14 protein-coding genes are annotated in these 16,338 nt (G+C 39.1%); 13 read left to right on the top strand and 1 reads right to left on the bottom strand.

Translation table 11 applies throughout. The annotated features are described in order from the left end of the window. Positions 1-98: 98 nt before the first annotated feature. The 8 genes from BLR37_RS04255 (at position 99) to BLR37_RS04220 (ending at position 12,278) form a co-directional block, all read left to right on the top strand. Positions 99-3,314, top strand: coding sequence for a UvrD-helicase domain-containing protein (locus BLR37_RS04255; protein ID WP_208599594.1), 3,216 nt, complete (start codon positions 99-101; stop codon positions 3,312-3,314). Then, on the top strand, positions 3,315-6,173 hold the full coding sequence (locus BLR37_RS04250) for a PD-(D/E)XK nuclease family protein (protein ID WP_244154591.1): 2,859 nt from the start codon (positions 3,315-3,317) through the stop codon (positions 6,171-6,173). It begins immediately after the preceding gene. A 287-nt stretch (positions 6,174-6,460) separates the two neighbouring features. Further along, a complete protein-coding gene (tnpA, locus tag BLR37_RS04245) occupies positions 6,461-6,898 on the top strand; it encodes an IS200/IS605 family transposase (RefSeq protein WP_090765048.1) in 438 nt (145 codons plus the stop codon). Further along, positions 6,898-7,455 (top strand): GNAT family N-acetyltransferase, encoded by a 558-nt coding sequence (locus tag BLR37_RS04240; protein ID WP_090765045.1) that lies wholly within the window; start codon positions 6,898-6,900, stop codon positions 7,453-7,455. Before tnpA ends, BLR37_RS04240 begins: the two co-directional genes overlap by 1 nt. 246 nt (positions 7,456-7,701) lie before the next feature. Continuing rightward, a complete protein-coding gene (locus BLR37_RS04235; RefSeq protein ID WP_090765042.1) occupies positions 7,702-8,688 on the top strand; it encodes a pyruvate dehydrogenase complex E1 component subunit beta in 987 nt (328 codons plus the stop codon). 187 nt (positions 8,689-8,875) lie between these two features. After that, complete coding sequence (locus BLR37_RS04230) at positions 8,876-9,445, top strand: pentapeptide repeat-containing protein (RefSeq protein ID WP_090765039.1); 570 nt, start codon at positions 8,876-8,878, stop codon at positions 9,443-9,445. Positions 9,446-9,489: 44 nt separating this feature from the next. Beyond that, complete coding sequence (locus BLR37_RS04225) at positions 9,490-9,861, top strand: iron chaperone (protein ID WP_090765036.1); 372 nt, start codon at positions 9,490-9,492, stop codon at positions 9,859-9,861. A 128-nt stretch (positions 9,862-9,989) separates the two neighbouring features. Further along, positions 9,990-12,278, top strand: coding sequence for a Tex family protein (locus BLR37_RS04220; RefSeq protein ID WP_090765034.1), 2,289 nt, complete (start codon positions 9,990-9,992; stop codon positions 12,276-12,278). Positions 12,279-12,337: 59 nt separating this feature from the next. Here the strand turns inward: BLR37_RS04220 and BLR37_RS04215 are convergent, their stop codons facing one another. After that, the gene (locus BLR37_RS04215) at positions 12,338-13,417 is read right to left on the bottom strand and encodes a mechanosensitive ion channel family protein (RefSeq protein WP_090765031.1); all 1,080 of its coding nucleotides are present in this window, start codon (positions 13,415-13,417) and stop codon (positions 12,338-12,340) included. A gap of 146 nt (positions 13,418-13,563) precedes the next feature. On the opposite strand from BLR37_RS04215, the gene pnuC reads away from it, so the two are divergent. The 5 genes from pnuC to rpsI all read left to right on the top strand — a co-directional run bounded on the left by pnuC (position 13,564) and on the right by rpsI (position 16,328). Next, entirely contained in the window at positions 13,564-14,226 is a 663-nt protein-coding gene (gene pnuC, locus BLR37_RS04210) for a nicotinamide riboside transporter PnuC (protein ID WP_090766478.1), read from the top strand. After that, positions 14,223-15,188, top strand: a complete 966-nt coding sequence (locus BLR37_RS04205) for an AAA family ATPase (protein ID WP_090765028.1) — start codon at positions 14,223-14,225, stop codon at positions 15,186-15,188. The genes pnuC and BLR37_RS04205 overlap by 4 nt, the downstream gene beginning before the upstream one ends. 41 nt (positions 15,189-15,229) lie before the next feature. Beyond that, entirely contained in the window at positions 15,230-15,358 is a 129-nt protein-coding gene (locus BLR37_RS25730) for an ORF6N domain-containing protein (RefSeq protein ID WP_208599613.1), read from the top strand. Positions 15,359-15,494: 136 nt separating this feature from the next. Continuing rightward, positions 15,495-15,938, top strand: a complete 444-nt coding sequence (gene rplM, locus BLR37_RS04195; protein ID WP_039481184.1) for a 50S ribosomal protein L13 — start codon at positions 15,495-15,497, stop codon at positions 15,936-15,938. Between the two features lie 3 nt (positions 15,939-15,941). Beyond that, entirely contained in the window at positions 15,942-16,328 is a 387-nt protein-coding gene (gene rpsI, locus BLR37_RS04190; protein ID WP_090765025.1) for a 30S ribosomal protein S9, read from the top strand. Positions 16,329-16,338: the final 10 nt, after the last annotated feature.

Here is a 16,338-nt window from a genome sequence, read left to right as displayed (position 1 = left end):
CTTAATTATCAGCAAAAAAAATTAAACACAATTAATAATAGCACTAAACCACCCCGCCCTGCGGGCACCCCTCCACCGGAGGGGAATTGATAAAAGTTATGCCCAAACCACTCAAAATTCTTCAAGCTTCTGCAGGTTCTGGTAAAACATTCAGTTTAACAGCGCATTACCTTACGCTCCTGTTTTCAGGAGAAAATAAATACCGGGAAATTTTAGCAGTTACCTTTACCAACAAGGCTACCGAGGAAATGAAAACCCGGATCCTGGAAGTATTGTTAGGCCTGGCAAAGGGTAATCCGGTAAAAAAAATAGACGATTACCGGCAACTCATATTGCAGGCCTATCCGCAAATCAGCGGCCAGGAACTTCAATTCAAAGCAGATAAAATTTACCGTAAAATCCTGCACGATTACAGCCGTTTCTCTGTCAGTACGATTGATGGTTTTGTGCAAAAAGTAATCCGTGGTTTCGCTTTCGAGCTGGGCCTCAATGCCGATTATAATTTAGAGATGAATTATGATAAAGTTAAAGATGACCTGGTAACTAAACTGGATGAGGCTTTAGACCATAACAAACAACTCTTACAGTGGATAATCGATCTGGCCATTGAGCGGATCAGCGATAATAAAAGCTGGAATTATAAATTTGAGCTTTACAACCTGATTGGTGAGATATTTTCTGAACGTTTCCAGATTTTTGAAGATGCCGTAACTGCGCTGGGTTTAGAAAATCTGGACGAACTTTTCAAAAAATACATCAGCATCACTAAAACCGAAATCAAAAATTTTGAGGAAGAAATTATCCGCATTGCTACCGATGCACATGAAGCCCTGGGCGTAACTGGTGTTGAAAATGAACACCTTAAAGGGAAATCGCGCAGCGCACTCGCTAAAGTCATACTAATTGCACGTGGCGATTTTTCTAAAATTGAGCCACTCTTTAACCTCATTGATGAACCAGAGGAGTGGTTTCAGAAAAACACCAGCTTCCCTGATGCCTACGAAATTGTAAATCCGCTGCTTAAAAAGCTTAAAGATCATTACCAGCAGCATTTACCCAACTATAGCCTGGCCATTGCATTCAACAAGAACCTGTATTATTTAAGGCTGATGCAGGAAATCGCCATCCTTTTAAAAGAATACCGTGCAGAAAATGATAACCTGCTCATCAGCGATGCACAGAAATTAATTTCAGGAATTACCGAAGATGCCGGCGATAATCCCTCATTTATCTGGGAAAAAGTGGGTAATCGGTACCGCAACTTCCTATTCGATGAATTTCAGGATACCTCAACCAGTCAGTGGGGAAGTTTTAAATCACTGCTCACCAATGCCATGGCCACGCCAAGCGAAACGCTGATTGACCACTTGATTGTAGGCGACACCAAACAATCGATCTACCGCTGGCGTAATGGCGATTGGAATATCCTGCACCAACACGCCAGGCGCGATGTAGGCATCGAAAATGTAATGGAAGATAGTTTGGCCGAAAATTACCGGAGTACGGAGAACATCATCACTTTTAATAATTTTCTTTACAGGTCTATCCCACTTGCACTGCAAAATGAATTAAACCAAAACCTGCTCACCAAACCTGATAGCATTTCTTCGTGGTGGGACGCAGAACACTATACCCACATTATTACCGACATTTATGGTAGTTCGACACAGAACTTCGCGCCCAATACGCCAAAAGGAGGCACCATAAAGATTAAAAAATTTGGTAAAGAGCATGCCCCCAACGAGGCGCGTTTTACCGAAACTACTTTCAGGGATATTGCCCTTGATGATATCATTAATGAAATAAAAACACTTCGTGAGCATAACTATGCACTAAAAGACATTGCTATTTTGGTTCGTTCAAACAGTGAAGCCATGCTCACCGTTAGAAAATTAATGGAGCATAAATTGCCTGTTTTATCTGGCGATGCTTTATTGATTTCCAATAACACAGCCATACAACTTATTATCAACACCCTTAAAGTACTCATTGGCTTAGAATCGCAAACAGCTTTATACAAAGCCAACTGCATTGCGCTTTATCATGCTATACAAGAAAAAGAGGTAAATGCTAATCATTACCTTAACCTCAGTAACCGACCATTAAACAGCCTTAACGATGTTTTACCTGCTGCACTTTGCGAAAACTGGCAAAGCTGGTTACAATTGCCCTTACCAGAACTTGTAGAGATCCTGATTGAAAGTTACGATTTAAAAAATCTGGCGGCTAATCTCCCCTATTTACTCGCTTTTAGGGATTTGACCGCGTCTGCCGGCAAACTGGGCGAAAAAGGAATTATTGCTTTCTTAACCTGGTGGGAAGAAGATGGAGTTAAAAAGTCTTTACCCTCGCCAGAAGGTGCTGATGCCATCCAGATCATTACCATACACAAATCGAAAGGACTTGCTTTTAGAGCTGTTTTTGTACCTTTCTGCAATTGGGAAATCAAAGGCAAGGCAAACGGCACTTTTTGGGTTTCATCTGATGAAACCGTTTACAAAGAACTGCGTGGCATTCCACTCAAATACAACGAGGCGCTTGCCGATTCGGCCATTGCCAAAGCCTATTACGAGGAATTGCTTTACAACAACATGGATGCGCTAAATATGCTCTATGTGGCTACTACGCGTTCAAAAGATTACCTCTATATCGCCACAATGGCCAAAAAAGAATTTAAGCTATCCAATATGGGCGATGTCATCAACCTCACTTTCGAGAACGAGTTTGATGAAAATGGGGTGTATGAAATTGTAGATTTTGTTTCAGCTGAAAGCAAAAAGGATGAAGCAAACTTTATTGATCTGCAAAGTTATCCTACCACTACACGCTTATCAGAATTATATATTCCATCAGAAGATAAACACCTACGGCATCTGGTTAATATCGAAAAATCAGGTAGAAAAGGTTCGCTCCTCCACGATATATTAGCCAATGCCAGTACCCAAAAAGAAGTTGAAGATTATATTACCAGTTTGATTTTAGACGGGATTATACAGGAGGATGAAAAGCCAAACCTGCTGACTAAGGCGCTCGAGGTACTCGAAAATACCGATCTAAAGGCGGTTTTAAGCAAAGCCACTGGCAGCATCACCGAGAAAAATATTATTGATGCAAAAGGTAAACTTCACCGTCCCGATCGCATTTTGTTCAATAAAGATGAAGTAATTATTCTGGATTATAAGTTTACACTTACCGAAACCGATAAACACCTGGAGCAGGTAGAAAATTATAAAAAACTGCTTTTGGATATGGGGCACAGTCAGGTTTCGGCCTATTTGTTTTACGCCGTTACCGGCAAATTAAAGTTAGTTTAAATGATTAAGCCATTTTTACAAGAAGTTGTCGAAGATTTAATTGAGCGGTTTGGTACTAACCTCCAGCATTGCGCTATCGTTTTTAACAACAAGCGCCCCGCTGCTTATATGCAGAAATACCTGGCCAATGTTATTCAAAAACCCTTTTTTAGTCCTTCATTTTATACCATACAAGAGTTTTTTGCTGCTGCTACCAACTATAAAATTGCCGATTTTTACCTGCAGTTTTTTACCCTGCATAAAATTTACAATCAACTTTTAGCTGAAGAACAACTGGAGCCTATATCAAGTCATAAATTTTTCCCGCTGGCCAAAATTATTTTAAGCGATTTTACCCAGATAGATAACGACTTGGTTGATGCAGAAAAACTCTACCGCGACCTGGAAGATATTTCAGTAATTAATAAAGATTTCGATTATTTAAGTCCCGAACAATATGAATTTCTAGCGCAATTCTGGACTTCCTACTCAGAAGGGAAACATAAAAAACAGCAGGAGCTTTTTATTAAAATGTGGCGCAGAATGCCCAAACTTTACCATAAGTTTCACGCCACCCTTAAAACTCAGGATTACTTAACCAATGGTTATGTATACCGACACTTGGCTGAAGAAATTGGACAACAAGAAAATTTACCTGTAGATTTTGAAAAAGGGAAGATTATTCTGGTAGGTTTTAATGCGCTTACCCGGGCCGAAGCTAAAATATTTACACAATTACAGGAAGCAGGCAAAGCGCTTTTTTATTTCGATGCAGACGAATATTATTTAAACGATCCTTTACAGGAAGCAGGCTTATTTTTACGCAAAAACCTCAATTTATTGGGATTAAAGAATGAGTTTGAACACAACACCAGCCTGATGAAAACAGAATCACATCAGGTTAATGTTTTTAAAGTTCAGGGACAATCGGCACAGGCCAAAATTTTAAACAATATCCTGGCTGATGATTATTCAGATCAAAAAGAAATTGGCTCTACCGTTGTGGTTCTGGCCGATGAAAGCCTGCTACTACCTGCCCTGCAAACTATCCCTACCAGCTACAACCAAAAAACAATCGAATTAAACGTAACCATGGGTTTTGCCCTGGCTACCTCCAGCATATTCGGTTTGGCCGATTTGTGGTTTGCCAGTCAGCTGGAAATTATACACAACGGTAAAGTGAGTTATAAAAATGTTGAAGCCTTTTTAACACATCCACTCACGGGTTTAAGCCAGAAAATGCGGGATAAAATCCTCACAGCATTGTTAACCGAAAATGAAGTCGAAATTCAGCACGAACGTTTACTGAGGCAAAGTGGTTTGTTTGAAGTTTTTTATAAAAAAATCGACAGTCCCAAAAGTGTAGTACCTTATCTGCTTTCGGTGCTCGATTTTATTTTAACCCGCCTGTCGAATGCCAAAACACTTAAAAAAATCGACGCTGAGCTTTTTGTTAAAACCATTCAGGAACTTAACCGACTGCACGATACCTTTGGCAAACATATCGGCGAAGAAGATATAACCTTTGTCATTTATTTGGTGCAAAAATCGTTGCAAACAATAGCTGTTCCACTTTCAGGCGATCCTTTGAACGGCATACAACTAATGGGTTTATTAGAAACAAGGAACCTGAATTTTGATAAAGTGGTCATTTTAGGCTTTAACGAAGGTATTATCCCCAAATCATCTATTGGCAACAGTTTTATTCCAGATAGCATCCGACGGGTATACGGCCTTCCGGTACTCGAAAACCTCGATGCCATTTCATCTTACATGGTTTACCGCTTAATGCAACGCGCAAAGCAGATCAACTTTGTTTACAATAGCCTCACCGACGAATCTACATCAGGTGAAGTTAGCCGGATTTTAAAACAGCTGGAGTACGAAAGCAGTTTCAGTTTTGCCTACCATGAACTTAATTTAGAAGTAAAAACAGAAGCTTTTAGGGAAGTAAAAATCGAAAAAACCAATAATGTCTTTATCCAGCAAACGCTGCAAAAATACCTCGACAAACAAAAAGTACTTTCACCTTCGGCGTTAACGCAATATATTTCCAATCCGATCGATTTCTTTTTCAACTACATTGCGGGCATTAAAGAGCCGAAAGAAGTTAGCGCAGTGGTTGAAGCCAACGAAATTGGTTCAATTTTGCACAAGGTGATGGAATATTTCTACGAAGATTTGAGAAAAGCAGAAATAACTACCGACAAGATCAAGGAAAAAAGAAAGCAAATTCCTGCTTTAACCCAAAAAGCCTTTAACGCGGTTATGTTTAACCATCCGGATAAGGCTATGGAATACAAAGGCATGCAGAAGGTGATTCTGTCTATAGTTGAGGCCTATGTAAACATCATTTTAAATCAGGACGAAAACCAGGCGCCCTTTAACACCATCAGCTTGGAACAAAAGGTCGAGGCTGAAATCAATTTTCCTTTAAACAACAGAGAAGCGAGTGTTAAAATTTTCGGTTTTATAGACCGTGTGGATGTAAAAGATGGTATAACCAGAATCGTAGATTACAAAACCGGAAGTGACAAACTCACTTTTAAAGATGTTCCCGAACTTTTCAATTCGGATGGTAAAAACATCAATAAAGCGCTGGTGCAAACCCTGCTTTACACATACGCATACGAGCAATTTTCGGGCAAAACCAGGGTAGAGCCAAATCTTTATGTAGTTAAAACCATGGCTGTAGATGGCGTTTGGTTTAAATCAGGCAGACAAACCCTTTCTGGCGAATACCTGGAAGAAATAAAACCAGAATTCTTAGCTGAGCTTAGAAAAAAACTGACTGAACTTTTTGAAGCGCCTTATTTTGTGGCCAGCACGGTAGAGGATAACTACAAATACTCTATTTACAAAACGTTGTTTGGAAAATAATTCGGCTAAAGCAAATAGTGCTTTTTTATTGGCTGTTGGCTGAAGCCAACAGCGATGAACTAGATATGCTAAAAAGTGGATAATTCTTGACTAGTAATTCTTCTTTTCTTTCCATCAGCTAAAGCTGATGGAAAACAATAAAGATAAAATTCGGCTTCATTATCAGTCATTTAGCTCATCTAAAATTCATCGCAGTCAGCTTCAGCTGACTGAAACATTATAATATTTCCATATGGCTTTAGCCAAAAAAACGTATATTGGTTTAGTATAGTCTAAAATATTAAATTATGTCGTATGTAAGAATTTGGGTACACCTGGTGTTCTCAACTAAAAACCGACATCCCTATTTAACCAAGAATATCCGTTACAAAGTCCATAAGCACATTATGGATAACTGTAAAAACAAATCCATTTTTCTTCAATCGATAAATGGATTTACCGATCATTTACACTGCTTAATTTCATTAGGAAAGGATCAGTCTATTTCAAACGTTGCTCAGTTAATTAAAGGAGAATCGTCCTTTTGGATTAACCAAAATAAATTAACTGAAATCCCATTTATGTGGCAAGGCGAATACTATGCAGCTTCAGTAAGCGAATCAAAATTAAATTCGGTTATCAATTATATTAAAAACCAGGAAGCTCATCATTCAAAAAAATCATTTGCCGATGAGGTAAAAGAATTTGAGGATAAATATAAATTTGTATTACAAAAAGATCCCTGATGCTAACCTTAAACTTCACCAAATTCCCTGTATTGGAAACCGAAAGATTAATCCTCCGCGAGCATCAGCTAGCAGATGCCAATAATTTATTCGCCATGCGTACCAATGAAACGGTGATGAAGTATATTGATAGGGAAAGACCAAAAGACCTGTTAGAAATCAAAACATTCATTACCACCTTTAACGAAGGTTTCGAAAATGGCGACAATTTAGCCTGGGTAATTGCCAGAAAAGAAGATCCGGAAAATATGATTGGGTCCATTGGCTATTGGCGCACTGATTTTGCCAACCACAGGGCCGAGATCGGCTACATGCTTCACCCCGACTACTGGCGCAAGGGTATCATTTCAGAAGCATTGAAAAAAACAATTGATTTTGGTTTTCAGGATATGAATCTGCATACCATCAAGGCTAACATCAATGTTGAAAACGACGCTTCCAGGCAAATACTGCTTAAACATGGTTTTGTAAAAGAGGCCCTTTTCAGGCAGGATTATTATTTCAGGGGCCAGTTTTTAGACAGCGAAATTTATGGTTTATTAAATCCAAACCACTAAAAACCAGCTTTTCTCATTTTGGGATACATTTTTTCAAAAAAAATATTTCGGAAAACAAGCAAACCAGCAAGCAATCGATTCTTTTATTGGCGCAAAAGCACAATAATATTTCCCTTATCTGCAATTAGCAAAAATCGCATGTAAAAAACCTCGTAATCAAGTACAATTATTACAAAACACACAGATTATTGCCTTTGGTTTCAAAGCGATTAATAATTATATTTGCCACCGTTATTAAAATTTACAATGAGAGAAATCCAATTTAGAGAAGCACTTCGCGAAGCCATGAGCGAAGAAATGCGTAAAGATGACCGCGTTTTTTTATTAGGTGAAGAAGTAGCAGAATATAACGGTGCATACAAAGTAAGTCAAGGCATGCTTGATGAGTTTGGTGCTAAACGTATTATCGATACACCGATTGCCGAATTAGGTTTCGCTGGTATTGCAACTGGTGCAGCTACTGCTGGCCTTATTCCAATTGTAGAGTTCATGACATTTAACTTCTCTTTAGTTGCAATCGATCAGATTATCAACGGAGCAGCTAAAATCTTATCAATGAGCGGTGGTCAGTTTTCATGCCCTATGGTTTTCCGCGGCCCAACAGGTAACGCAGGCCAGTTAGGTGCACAACACTCTCAAAACTTCGAGAACTGGTATGCTAACACACCAGGTTTAAAAGTGGTAGTTCCGGCTACACCTTACGATGCAAAAGGTTTATTAAAACAGTCTATCATTGATCCGGATCCGGTTATCTTCATGGAATCGGAAGTAATGTACGGTGATAAAGGCGACGTTCCTGCTGAAGAATACTATATCGAAATAGGAAAAGCCAACGTAACCAAGCAAGGTACCGATGTAACAATCGTAACTTTTGGTAAAATGTTAACCCGCGTGGTTAACCCTGCTGTTGAAGAATTAACCAAAGAGGGAATTAATGTAGAAGTAATCGATTTACGTACTGTTCGCCCTATCGATTATGCAACAATCATCGAATCTGTTAAGAAAACAAATCGTTTAGTTGTAGTTGAAGAAGCATGGCCATTGGCTTCAATTTCTTCAGAAATTGCTTTCAACGTACAAAGAAACGCATTCGATTATTTAGATGCACCAGTTTTACGTATCACTTGTGCCGATGTTCCCCTTCCATACTCTCCAACTTTAATTGCAGCAAGCTTACCAAATGCTGAGCGCGTAGTTAAAGCGGTAAAAGAAGTAATGTACGCAACGAAATAAATTGTCATTCTGCAAATAGCGCAGAGTTTCATTAAATATAGAATCCTCCAATTAATTTGGGGGATTTTTTTTGTGCTTAAACCTCACAGGTTTTCGAAACCTGCGAGGTTTTATCTATAAAATTTCAATTACAGCAGTTAGTCCAAACCTTAATTTTTTATCTTCGCTGATAAGAAAAATATCCTCCATGTCTGAATACACAGCCGACCAAACCTTCGAAAAAGCCGATTTTACCTTACGTGCCTTACCAAAAGCAGAATATGAAAACTGTAAATTTATCAATTGCGATTTTTCCGGTTCAGATTTAAGCGGTGTTAAATTTCTCGATTGTCAATTTACCCATTGCAACCTGAGTCTGGCTAATATTACCAAAACAACATTTAACGAGGTAAACTTTAGTGATTGCAAAATGCTGGGGCTAAGGTTCGAAAATTGTAATGATTTTGGTTTAGCATTCAACTTTAGCAATTCAAAACTGGATCATTGTTCTTTCTACAAACTCAAATTAAAAAAGACAACCTTTAAAAATTCGCAACTACACGAAGTTGATTTTTCAGAAACAGACCTGTCTGGTTCAACTTTCGACAACTGCGATTTACTCCATGCTACTTTCGACAGAACGATGTTAGAAAAAGCTGATTTCAGGACAGCTTATAATTTTTCAATCGATCCCGATAACAACCGGATTAAAAAAGCTAAATTCTCGCAATCGGGTCTGGCAGGTCTGCTGCAAAAGTATGATATCTTAATCAGCTGATCATTTATCGGAGATTCTTTGTAATTTCATAGTAAGATAAAGTTATGGAACAGCCAAAACCGGAAAACATCGACCAATACATCGCCAATTTCCCTGCAGCAACCCAGAAGCTGCTACAGCAAGTGCGTGAAACAATTCATCTTGCCGTGCCTGATGCTAAAGAAGTAATCAGTTATGGCATGCCAGCGTTTAAGCAAAAGGGAGTTTTAGTTTACTTTGCAGGTTACGCCAAACATATTGGTTTTTACCCAACAGGTTCGGGCATCGAGGCTTTTAAAAATGAATTTGGCAGTTATAAATGGAGCAAGGGTGCGGTTCAGTCTCCAATAGATCAACCCATGCCTTTGGATCTGATTACGCGTATAACCAAATTTAAAGCGGAACGTGATTTAGAGAAAACGCAAAAAAAGAAGTAAAATACCTTACAAGATACCCTTACATCAGTTTTCTGGAGAATTTACTCACACATTTCGGTGGAAAACTTGATTTTAAAAAGCCTTGATTTCTAAAAATCATAACTAGCTTTGATCTTTTAATTTTTGATATGTTAACCCACCATAAAATAATTGCAGCCGAATTAAAAGTTGCAGAAAAGCAGGTAACTGCTACGATAAATTTGTTAGATGAAGGTGCAACCGTCCCCTTCATTTCCCGTTACCGTAAAGAATTAACCGGCAGTTTAGATGAGGTTGAAGTAGCTGCAATCCGCGACCGCGTTTTACAACTACGCGATCTGGATAAACGCCGCGAAGCCATCTTAAAATCGATGACCGATTTAGGAAAATTAACCCCCGAATTGGAGAAACAGATTAACGAGGCCGAAACCATTTCGCTTTTAGAAGATATTTACTTACCCTACAAGCCTAAGCGTAAAACGCGTGCATCAGTTGCTAAAGAAAAAGGACTGGAGCCACTTGCTTTGCAGATTTTTGATCAGAGCAGTTTCGATCTGGATACTGAAGCTGATAAATTTATTGATACCGAAAAAGGTGTAAATAGTTTAGACGAAGCTTTAGCAGGAGCTAGGGATATTATTGCAGAAATGATTTCTGAAAATGCAGAAGCACGTACCAAAATGCGCACTTACTTCCAGGAAAAAGCAGAATTTAAATCTGAGGTAATCAAAGGAAAAGAAGAAGAAGGCATTAAATATAAGGATTACTTTGAGTGGAATGAGCCCGTTAAAACTGCAGCTTCACACCGTGTGCTGGCTATGCGCCGTGGCGAAAAAGAACTGATTTTACGCTTAGATGCGCTTCCGCCTGCAGAGGATGCTATTGCTTTACTCGAAAACCAGTTTGTCACTGGAAATAACGCTGCGTCCAAACAAGTACAGCAGGCTTTGGAAGATGGCTACAAACGTTTGCTGGAACCAGCCATGGAAACCGAATTACGTGTTTTCACTAAACAAAAAGCTGACGAAGAAGCGATCCGTGTTTTTGCCGAAAATGCGCGTCAGCTGTTATTGGCAGCACCAATGGGACAAAAAAATGTACTCGCCATTGATCCGGGTTTCCGTACGGGTTGTAAAGTGGTTTGTTTAGATAAGCAAGGGCAATTATTAGAAAATACTGCCATTTATCCGCATACCGGGCAAGGAAATGTTAAAAATGCCGAATTCACCATTCAGCAACTTTGCGAAAAATATGATATCGAAGCCATTGCCATTGGTAATGGAACAGCAGGAAGAGAAACAGAAGCTTTTGTTCGGGGCTTAAATTTACCACATATCACCATTGTAATGGTAAATGAAAGCGGTGCATCGATTTATTCTGCCTCTGAAGTAGCGCGCGAAGAATTCCCGACTCAGGATATTACTGTTCGTGGAGCGGTATCTATCGGCCGCCGCTTAATGGACCCTTTGGCAGAACTGGTAAAAATCGACCCAAAATCTATTGGCGTTGGTCAGTATCAACACGATGTAGATCAAAACAAATTGCAGGCCAGCCTGGATGATACTGTAATTAGTGCTGTAAATGCGGTTGGTGTGGAGTTAAATACCGCTTCTAAACAAATTTTAGCTTACGTTTCTGGCTTAGGGCCAGCTTTGGCACAAAATATTGTAGATTACAGAAATACCCATGGTGCTTTTAAAAACCGCGAAAGTCTTAAAAAAGTTCCGCGTTTGGGTGATAAAGCTTACGAGCAGGCAGCGGGTTTCCTGCGCATTCGCAATGCAGAAAATGTATTGGATACCAGCGGGGTACACCCGGAGCGTTATGCTGTGGTAGACAAAATGGCTAAAGACCTTGGAACAACGGTGTCTGCACTGATGAAAGATACCCAGCTACAAAAACAGATAAAGCCGCAACAGTATGTGACCGATGAAATTGGTTTACCTACCCTTAACGACATCTTAAAAGAGCTCGCCAAACCCGGCCGTGATCCACGCGAGCAATTTGAAGCTTTTAGCTTTACAGAAGGGGTTAATGAAATTGCAGATTTAAGAACAGGTATGAAATTGCCGGGTATTGTTACCAACATTACCAATTTTGGTGCCTTTGTTGATATCGGCGTTCACCAGGATGGATTGGTACATACCAGTCAGCTGGCAAACCGTTTTGTAGCCAACCCTAACGATGTGGTAAAAGTGCATCAAAAGGTAGAGGTTACAGTAATGGAAGTTGATGTAGCCCGCAAAAGGATTTCGTTATCGATGAAAACTGAAGCTAGTCCGAAGTCGGAAGTCCGCAGTCGGGAGCATAGAGAGCAAAAATCTAAACAAGACTTTAAAAATAACAATAAGCAAACCTTTAAGCCCCGTAATGAGCCAAAAGACGCCGATGGCGATTTACAGGAAAAATTAGCCAAGCTTAAAGGTATGTTTAAATAGTTCAAGCTGCTAAAATGAGCCTGTCGAAGTATTTTGTAGTCTTCGACAGGCTCATTTTTCTACATCTGCTCTAACTTATCGTTAATCTCTAACCGCTTTCTCGGTAAACTTTCCGGATAATTGGATTGGATAAAGGCAATCATTTTTTCTCTGACATGGCAGCGTAAATCAAAAGCTTTGGAAGAACTCGCGGCACTCATTAAAAAACGCACTTCGATAGTACCATCTTTTGTGCTATCCGTTACCTGTACCACATTCACCCGTTTATCCCAAAAAGGGTTCGAATTTAATAAACGGGTCAGCTCTTCCCGCATGGGCTCAACCGGAATCGTATAATCCAGATAAAGAAAAACAGTACCCAGTAAATCTGCCGAAACCCGGGTCCAGTTTTGAAAAGGTTTTTCGATAAAATAAGTAATTGGTAAAATCAACCTGCGCTGATCCCAGATATTAACCACTACGTAGGTTAGCGTAATTTCCTCGACCTTTCCCCATTCGCCTTCTACAATCAAAACATCATCAATACGAATAGGTTGTGTAAAAGCAATCTGAAAGCCAGCCAATAAGTTTCCCAGCGATTTTTGTGCTGCAAAACCGATAATGATCCCGCCAATACCAACGCCGGTAAGCAAGCCCGCTCCTATTTTACGCATGCTTTCAAAACTCAGCAGAATAATGGCAGCCGTAATCAGAATAATTAAAGAAACTATAAACTTCCGTACAAATTGCAACTGTGTCCTGATTTTGCGCTCTTTCAGGTTATTTTCTTTATTCAGATCATATTTAAAATAAAAATAATCTTCCAGCACGTTGATCGTCCGAACCAGAATCAAAGCAAAGGTGATGGTAAGTGCAATTTCTAAAACCTTTTCTAATGGGATGCGATAAACCAATGGCATTTCCATTAACGATAAAGAAAAATTCAACAGCAATAACGGAATAAACACGCCAACCGGGTAGCATAAATGTTTGATAATGGATTTGATGAAGATAAAATCCCACCAGCGCGATAACAGGATAAAGACTTTATGAATTACAAACTTGATGAAGATTCCTAGCAAAACAGCAAGCAAGCCAATAATGATATTCTTTAGAAACAAGGGGATCGGCGAACCGAATAAATGATCAAGGTACTGCATAAAAAATGGATTGATGAACTTATAAACCGAGCCGCATCAGCACATAAATTAACAGCTGTGCTTACTTTTTGTTTATGCCCGGGTGAGTACGGCAAATCAATAAATTGTATATTTTAGGGATTTATATTTCTAAAAAGAATCAGCAGATGGATTTTTTCAATGCGCAAAGCATATTTTTTACAGTCCTGGAATACAAAATGAGCTATTTAGAGTTCTTTGCGGTAATAACAGGAATTATCTCGGTGATTCTTTCAGCAAAAGCAAGTATCTGGAGCTGGCCTGCCGGAATCGTTAATGTGTTTCTCTCGGCATTCTTATATTATCAAACCCAGCTCTATCCCGATATGTTTCTGATGGTTTTCTTTTTTATTACCAATATTATGGGCTGGTGGCGTTGGGCCAATCCCAAACCCGAAGAAGAGGATAAAAATAAAGAACTTAAAATCAGTTTTATGCCCTTAAAGCAGTTTTTACTTTTACTAATTGTTGGTATTGCCGGCACGTTGCTTATGGGTACTTTGGCCAGGCAGCTGCATAACTGGTTACCATTATTGTTTAATTTACCAAGTGCTTACCCTTTTGTCGATTCGTTTATTTTTGTGATGAGTGTAATCACTACCTTTTTAATGATCCAGAAAAGGGTAGAATGCTGGATTATCTGGCTTTTGATCGATATTGTAGCTACGTATCTCTATTTTCTGAAAGGAATTAAATTTATGGGTATCGAATATTTCATTTTTACCATTATTGCCGGCTTTGCATTGTGGAATTGGATTAAGGAATACAGGAGTTACAGCAAAATCACATGAAAAGAGGTTTAGTAATCGGCAAATTTATGCCCATCCACAATGGGCATATTGCCTTAATCAATTTCGCTGCAGCACAATGTGATGAACTGATTGTATCAATGAGTTTTACCCCTCACGATCCTATTCCTGCTGAGCTTCGTTTTGGCTGGATTATGGAAATTTTTAAAGATCAACCGCATATTAAACCCGCCATTATTGTCGATGATTTTGATAATGAAGCGCTTCCCTTGATCGAAAGAACAAAGCTCTGGGCATTAAGAATGCGCGAAGTTTATCCGAAAATTGATATCCTTTTCAGTTCAGAAGATTATGGAGCACCTTTTGCGATGAATATGGCCGCCCAACATATTTTATTTGATCAGCAGCGAAGTGCAATTCCGGTTTCGGCCACACTCATCAGAAATGCCCCTTTTAAACATTGGCCATATATTCCTGATGTAGTTAAACCTTATTTTGTGAAAAAAGTGTGCCTCTACGGACCTGAAAGTACGGGCAAATCAACTTTGGCCGAAAAAATGGCGAAGCATTACCGCACTGTGTTTGTTCCTGAAGTGGCGCGGGAACTCATTACCTCGAACGACATTACCATTAATGACATCATTAAAATTGGCCAGGCACAAACTGGCCGGGTGAGGGAAAAAGTTAGTATTGCCAATAAAATCGTTTTTTGCGATACCGATCTGATCACTACAAAAATTTATGCGCAGTATTATTTAAACCAGGTTCCCGATATCCTGAATAAACTTGAAAACGAAATCAGTTACGATTTATACTTCCTGCTGGATATTGATGTAGCATGGGTGGCCGATCATCTTCGCGATTTTGGAGACCGGCGACTGGAAATGTTCAACTTATTTAAATCAGAACTCGAAAAACGTGGAATTAACTATATCCTGATCAGTGGAGGTTATGAAGAACGCGAAGAAAAGATCATAAAAATTATAGATGATATGTTGATGTAAAGCAAATAAGTAGAAATCCTGACCGATTTTCAAAAGACTTCATGTTTAAGCTTACTGTCGAAGAATGGTTAAACTTGAAGTCGCAATTTGCGACTTCAAGTTGGGGTGGTAGAAGAAAACTTCCTTATGTTTTACCGAACATGGTATCCCGATGCTCTCGAGTGTATTGAGTAGCAAACAAGCTAGGTCATTATTGCAATAAAAATTTTTCTCTTCAACTATTTGATAATAAAAGTATTCTATCTATCTTTGCAGTCCCAATTTTAATGGGAATAATAAATTGTTTAATAAATTAAATACAAGCAAGTGAATACGTTAAGTTACAAAACTGTCTCGGCCAATGCTAAAACTGTAAACAAACAGTGGATTGTTGTTGATGCGGAAGGCGAGATTTTGGGGCGCTTGTCATCGAAGATCGCTATGATCATCCGTGGTAAAAACAAGCCTGAGTACACCCCACACGTAGATTGCGGAGATAACGTAATTGTTATCAATGCAGACAAGGTTAAATTGACAGGAAACAAATTCAGCGAAAAGCAATATGTTTCTTACACTGGTTATCCAGGTGGTCAACGTTTTATCTCTCCAAAAGAGTTAATGGCGAAACACCCTCAACGTGTAATCGAGAAAGCGGTACGTGGTATGTTACCGAAAACTAAATTGGGTAAAAAATTATACACCAATCTTTTTGTGTATGCTGGTGCAAACCACCCTCATGCAGCTCAATCTCCAAAAACCATTAAACTTTAAGAAATGTCAGTTACTAACACTTCAGGAAGAAGAAAAACAGCTGTTGCACGTATCTACTTAAAAGATGGTGCCGGAGCAATTACCGTTAACGGTAAAGATCACAAAGAATATTTCCCTACTTTACCTTTACAATATATCGTAAACCAAAGTTTAGAAGTTGCTGAACTTACTGGTCGTTATGATATCACTGTAAACGTACAAGGCGGTGGAGTAAAAGGACAAGCAGAAGCTGTTCGTTTAGCTATTGCTAAAGCGATTGTTGAACTAGATGCGGAGAAAAAACCTGCATTACGTGCTAAAGGCCTAATGACGCGTGATATGCGTATGGTTGAGCGTAAGAAACCAGGACGTGCTAAAGCTCGTAAGAAATTCCAATTCAGTAAACGTTAATCACAGGAGG

The organism is Pedobacter soli (genome assembly GCF_900101435.1).
GTDB lineage: Bacteria > Bacteroidota > Bacteroidia > Sphingobacteriales > Sphingobacteriaceae > Pedobacter > Pedobacter soli.
Note: the sequence above shows the minus strand (reverse complement) of the source record. Positions and strands in the feature narration are given on the sequence as shown.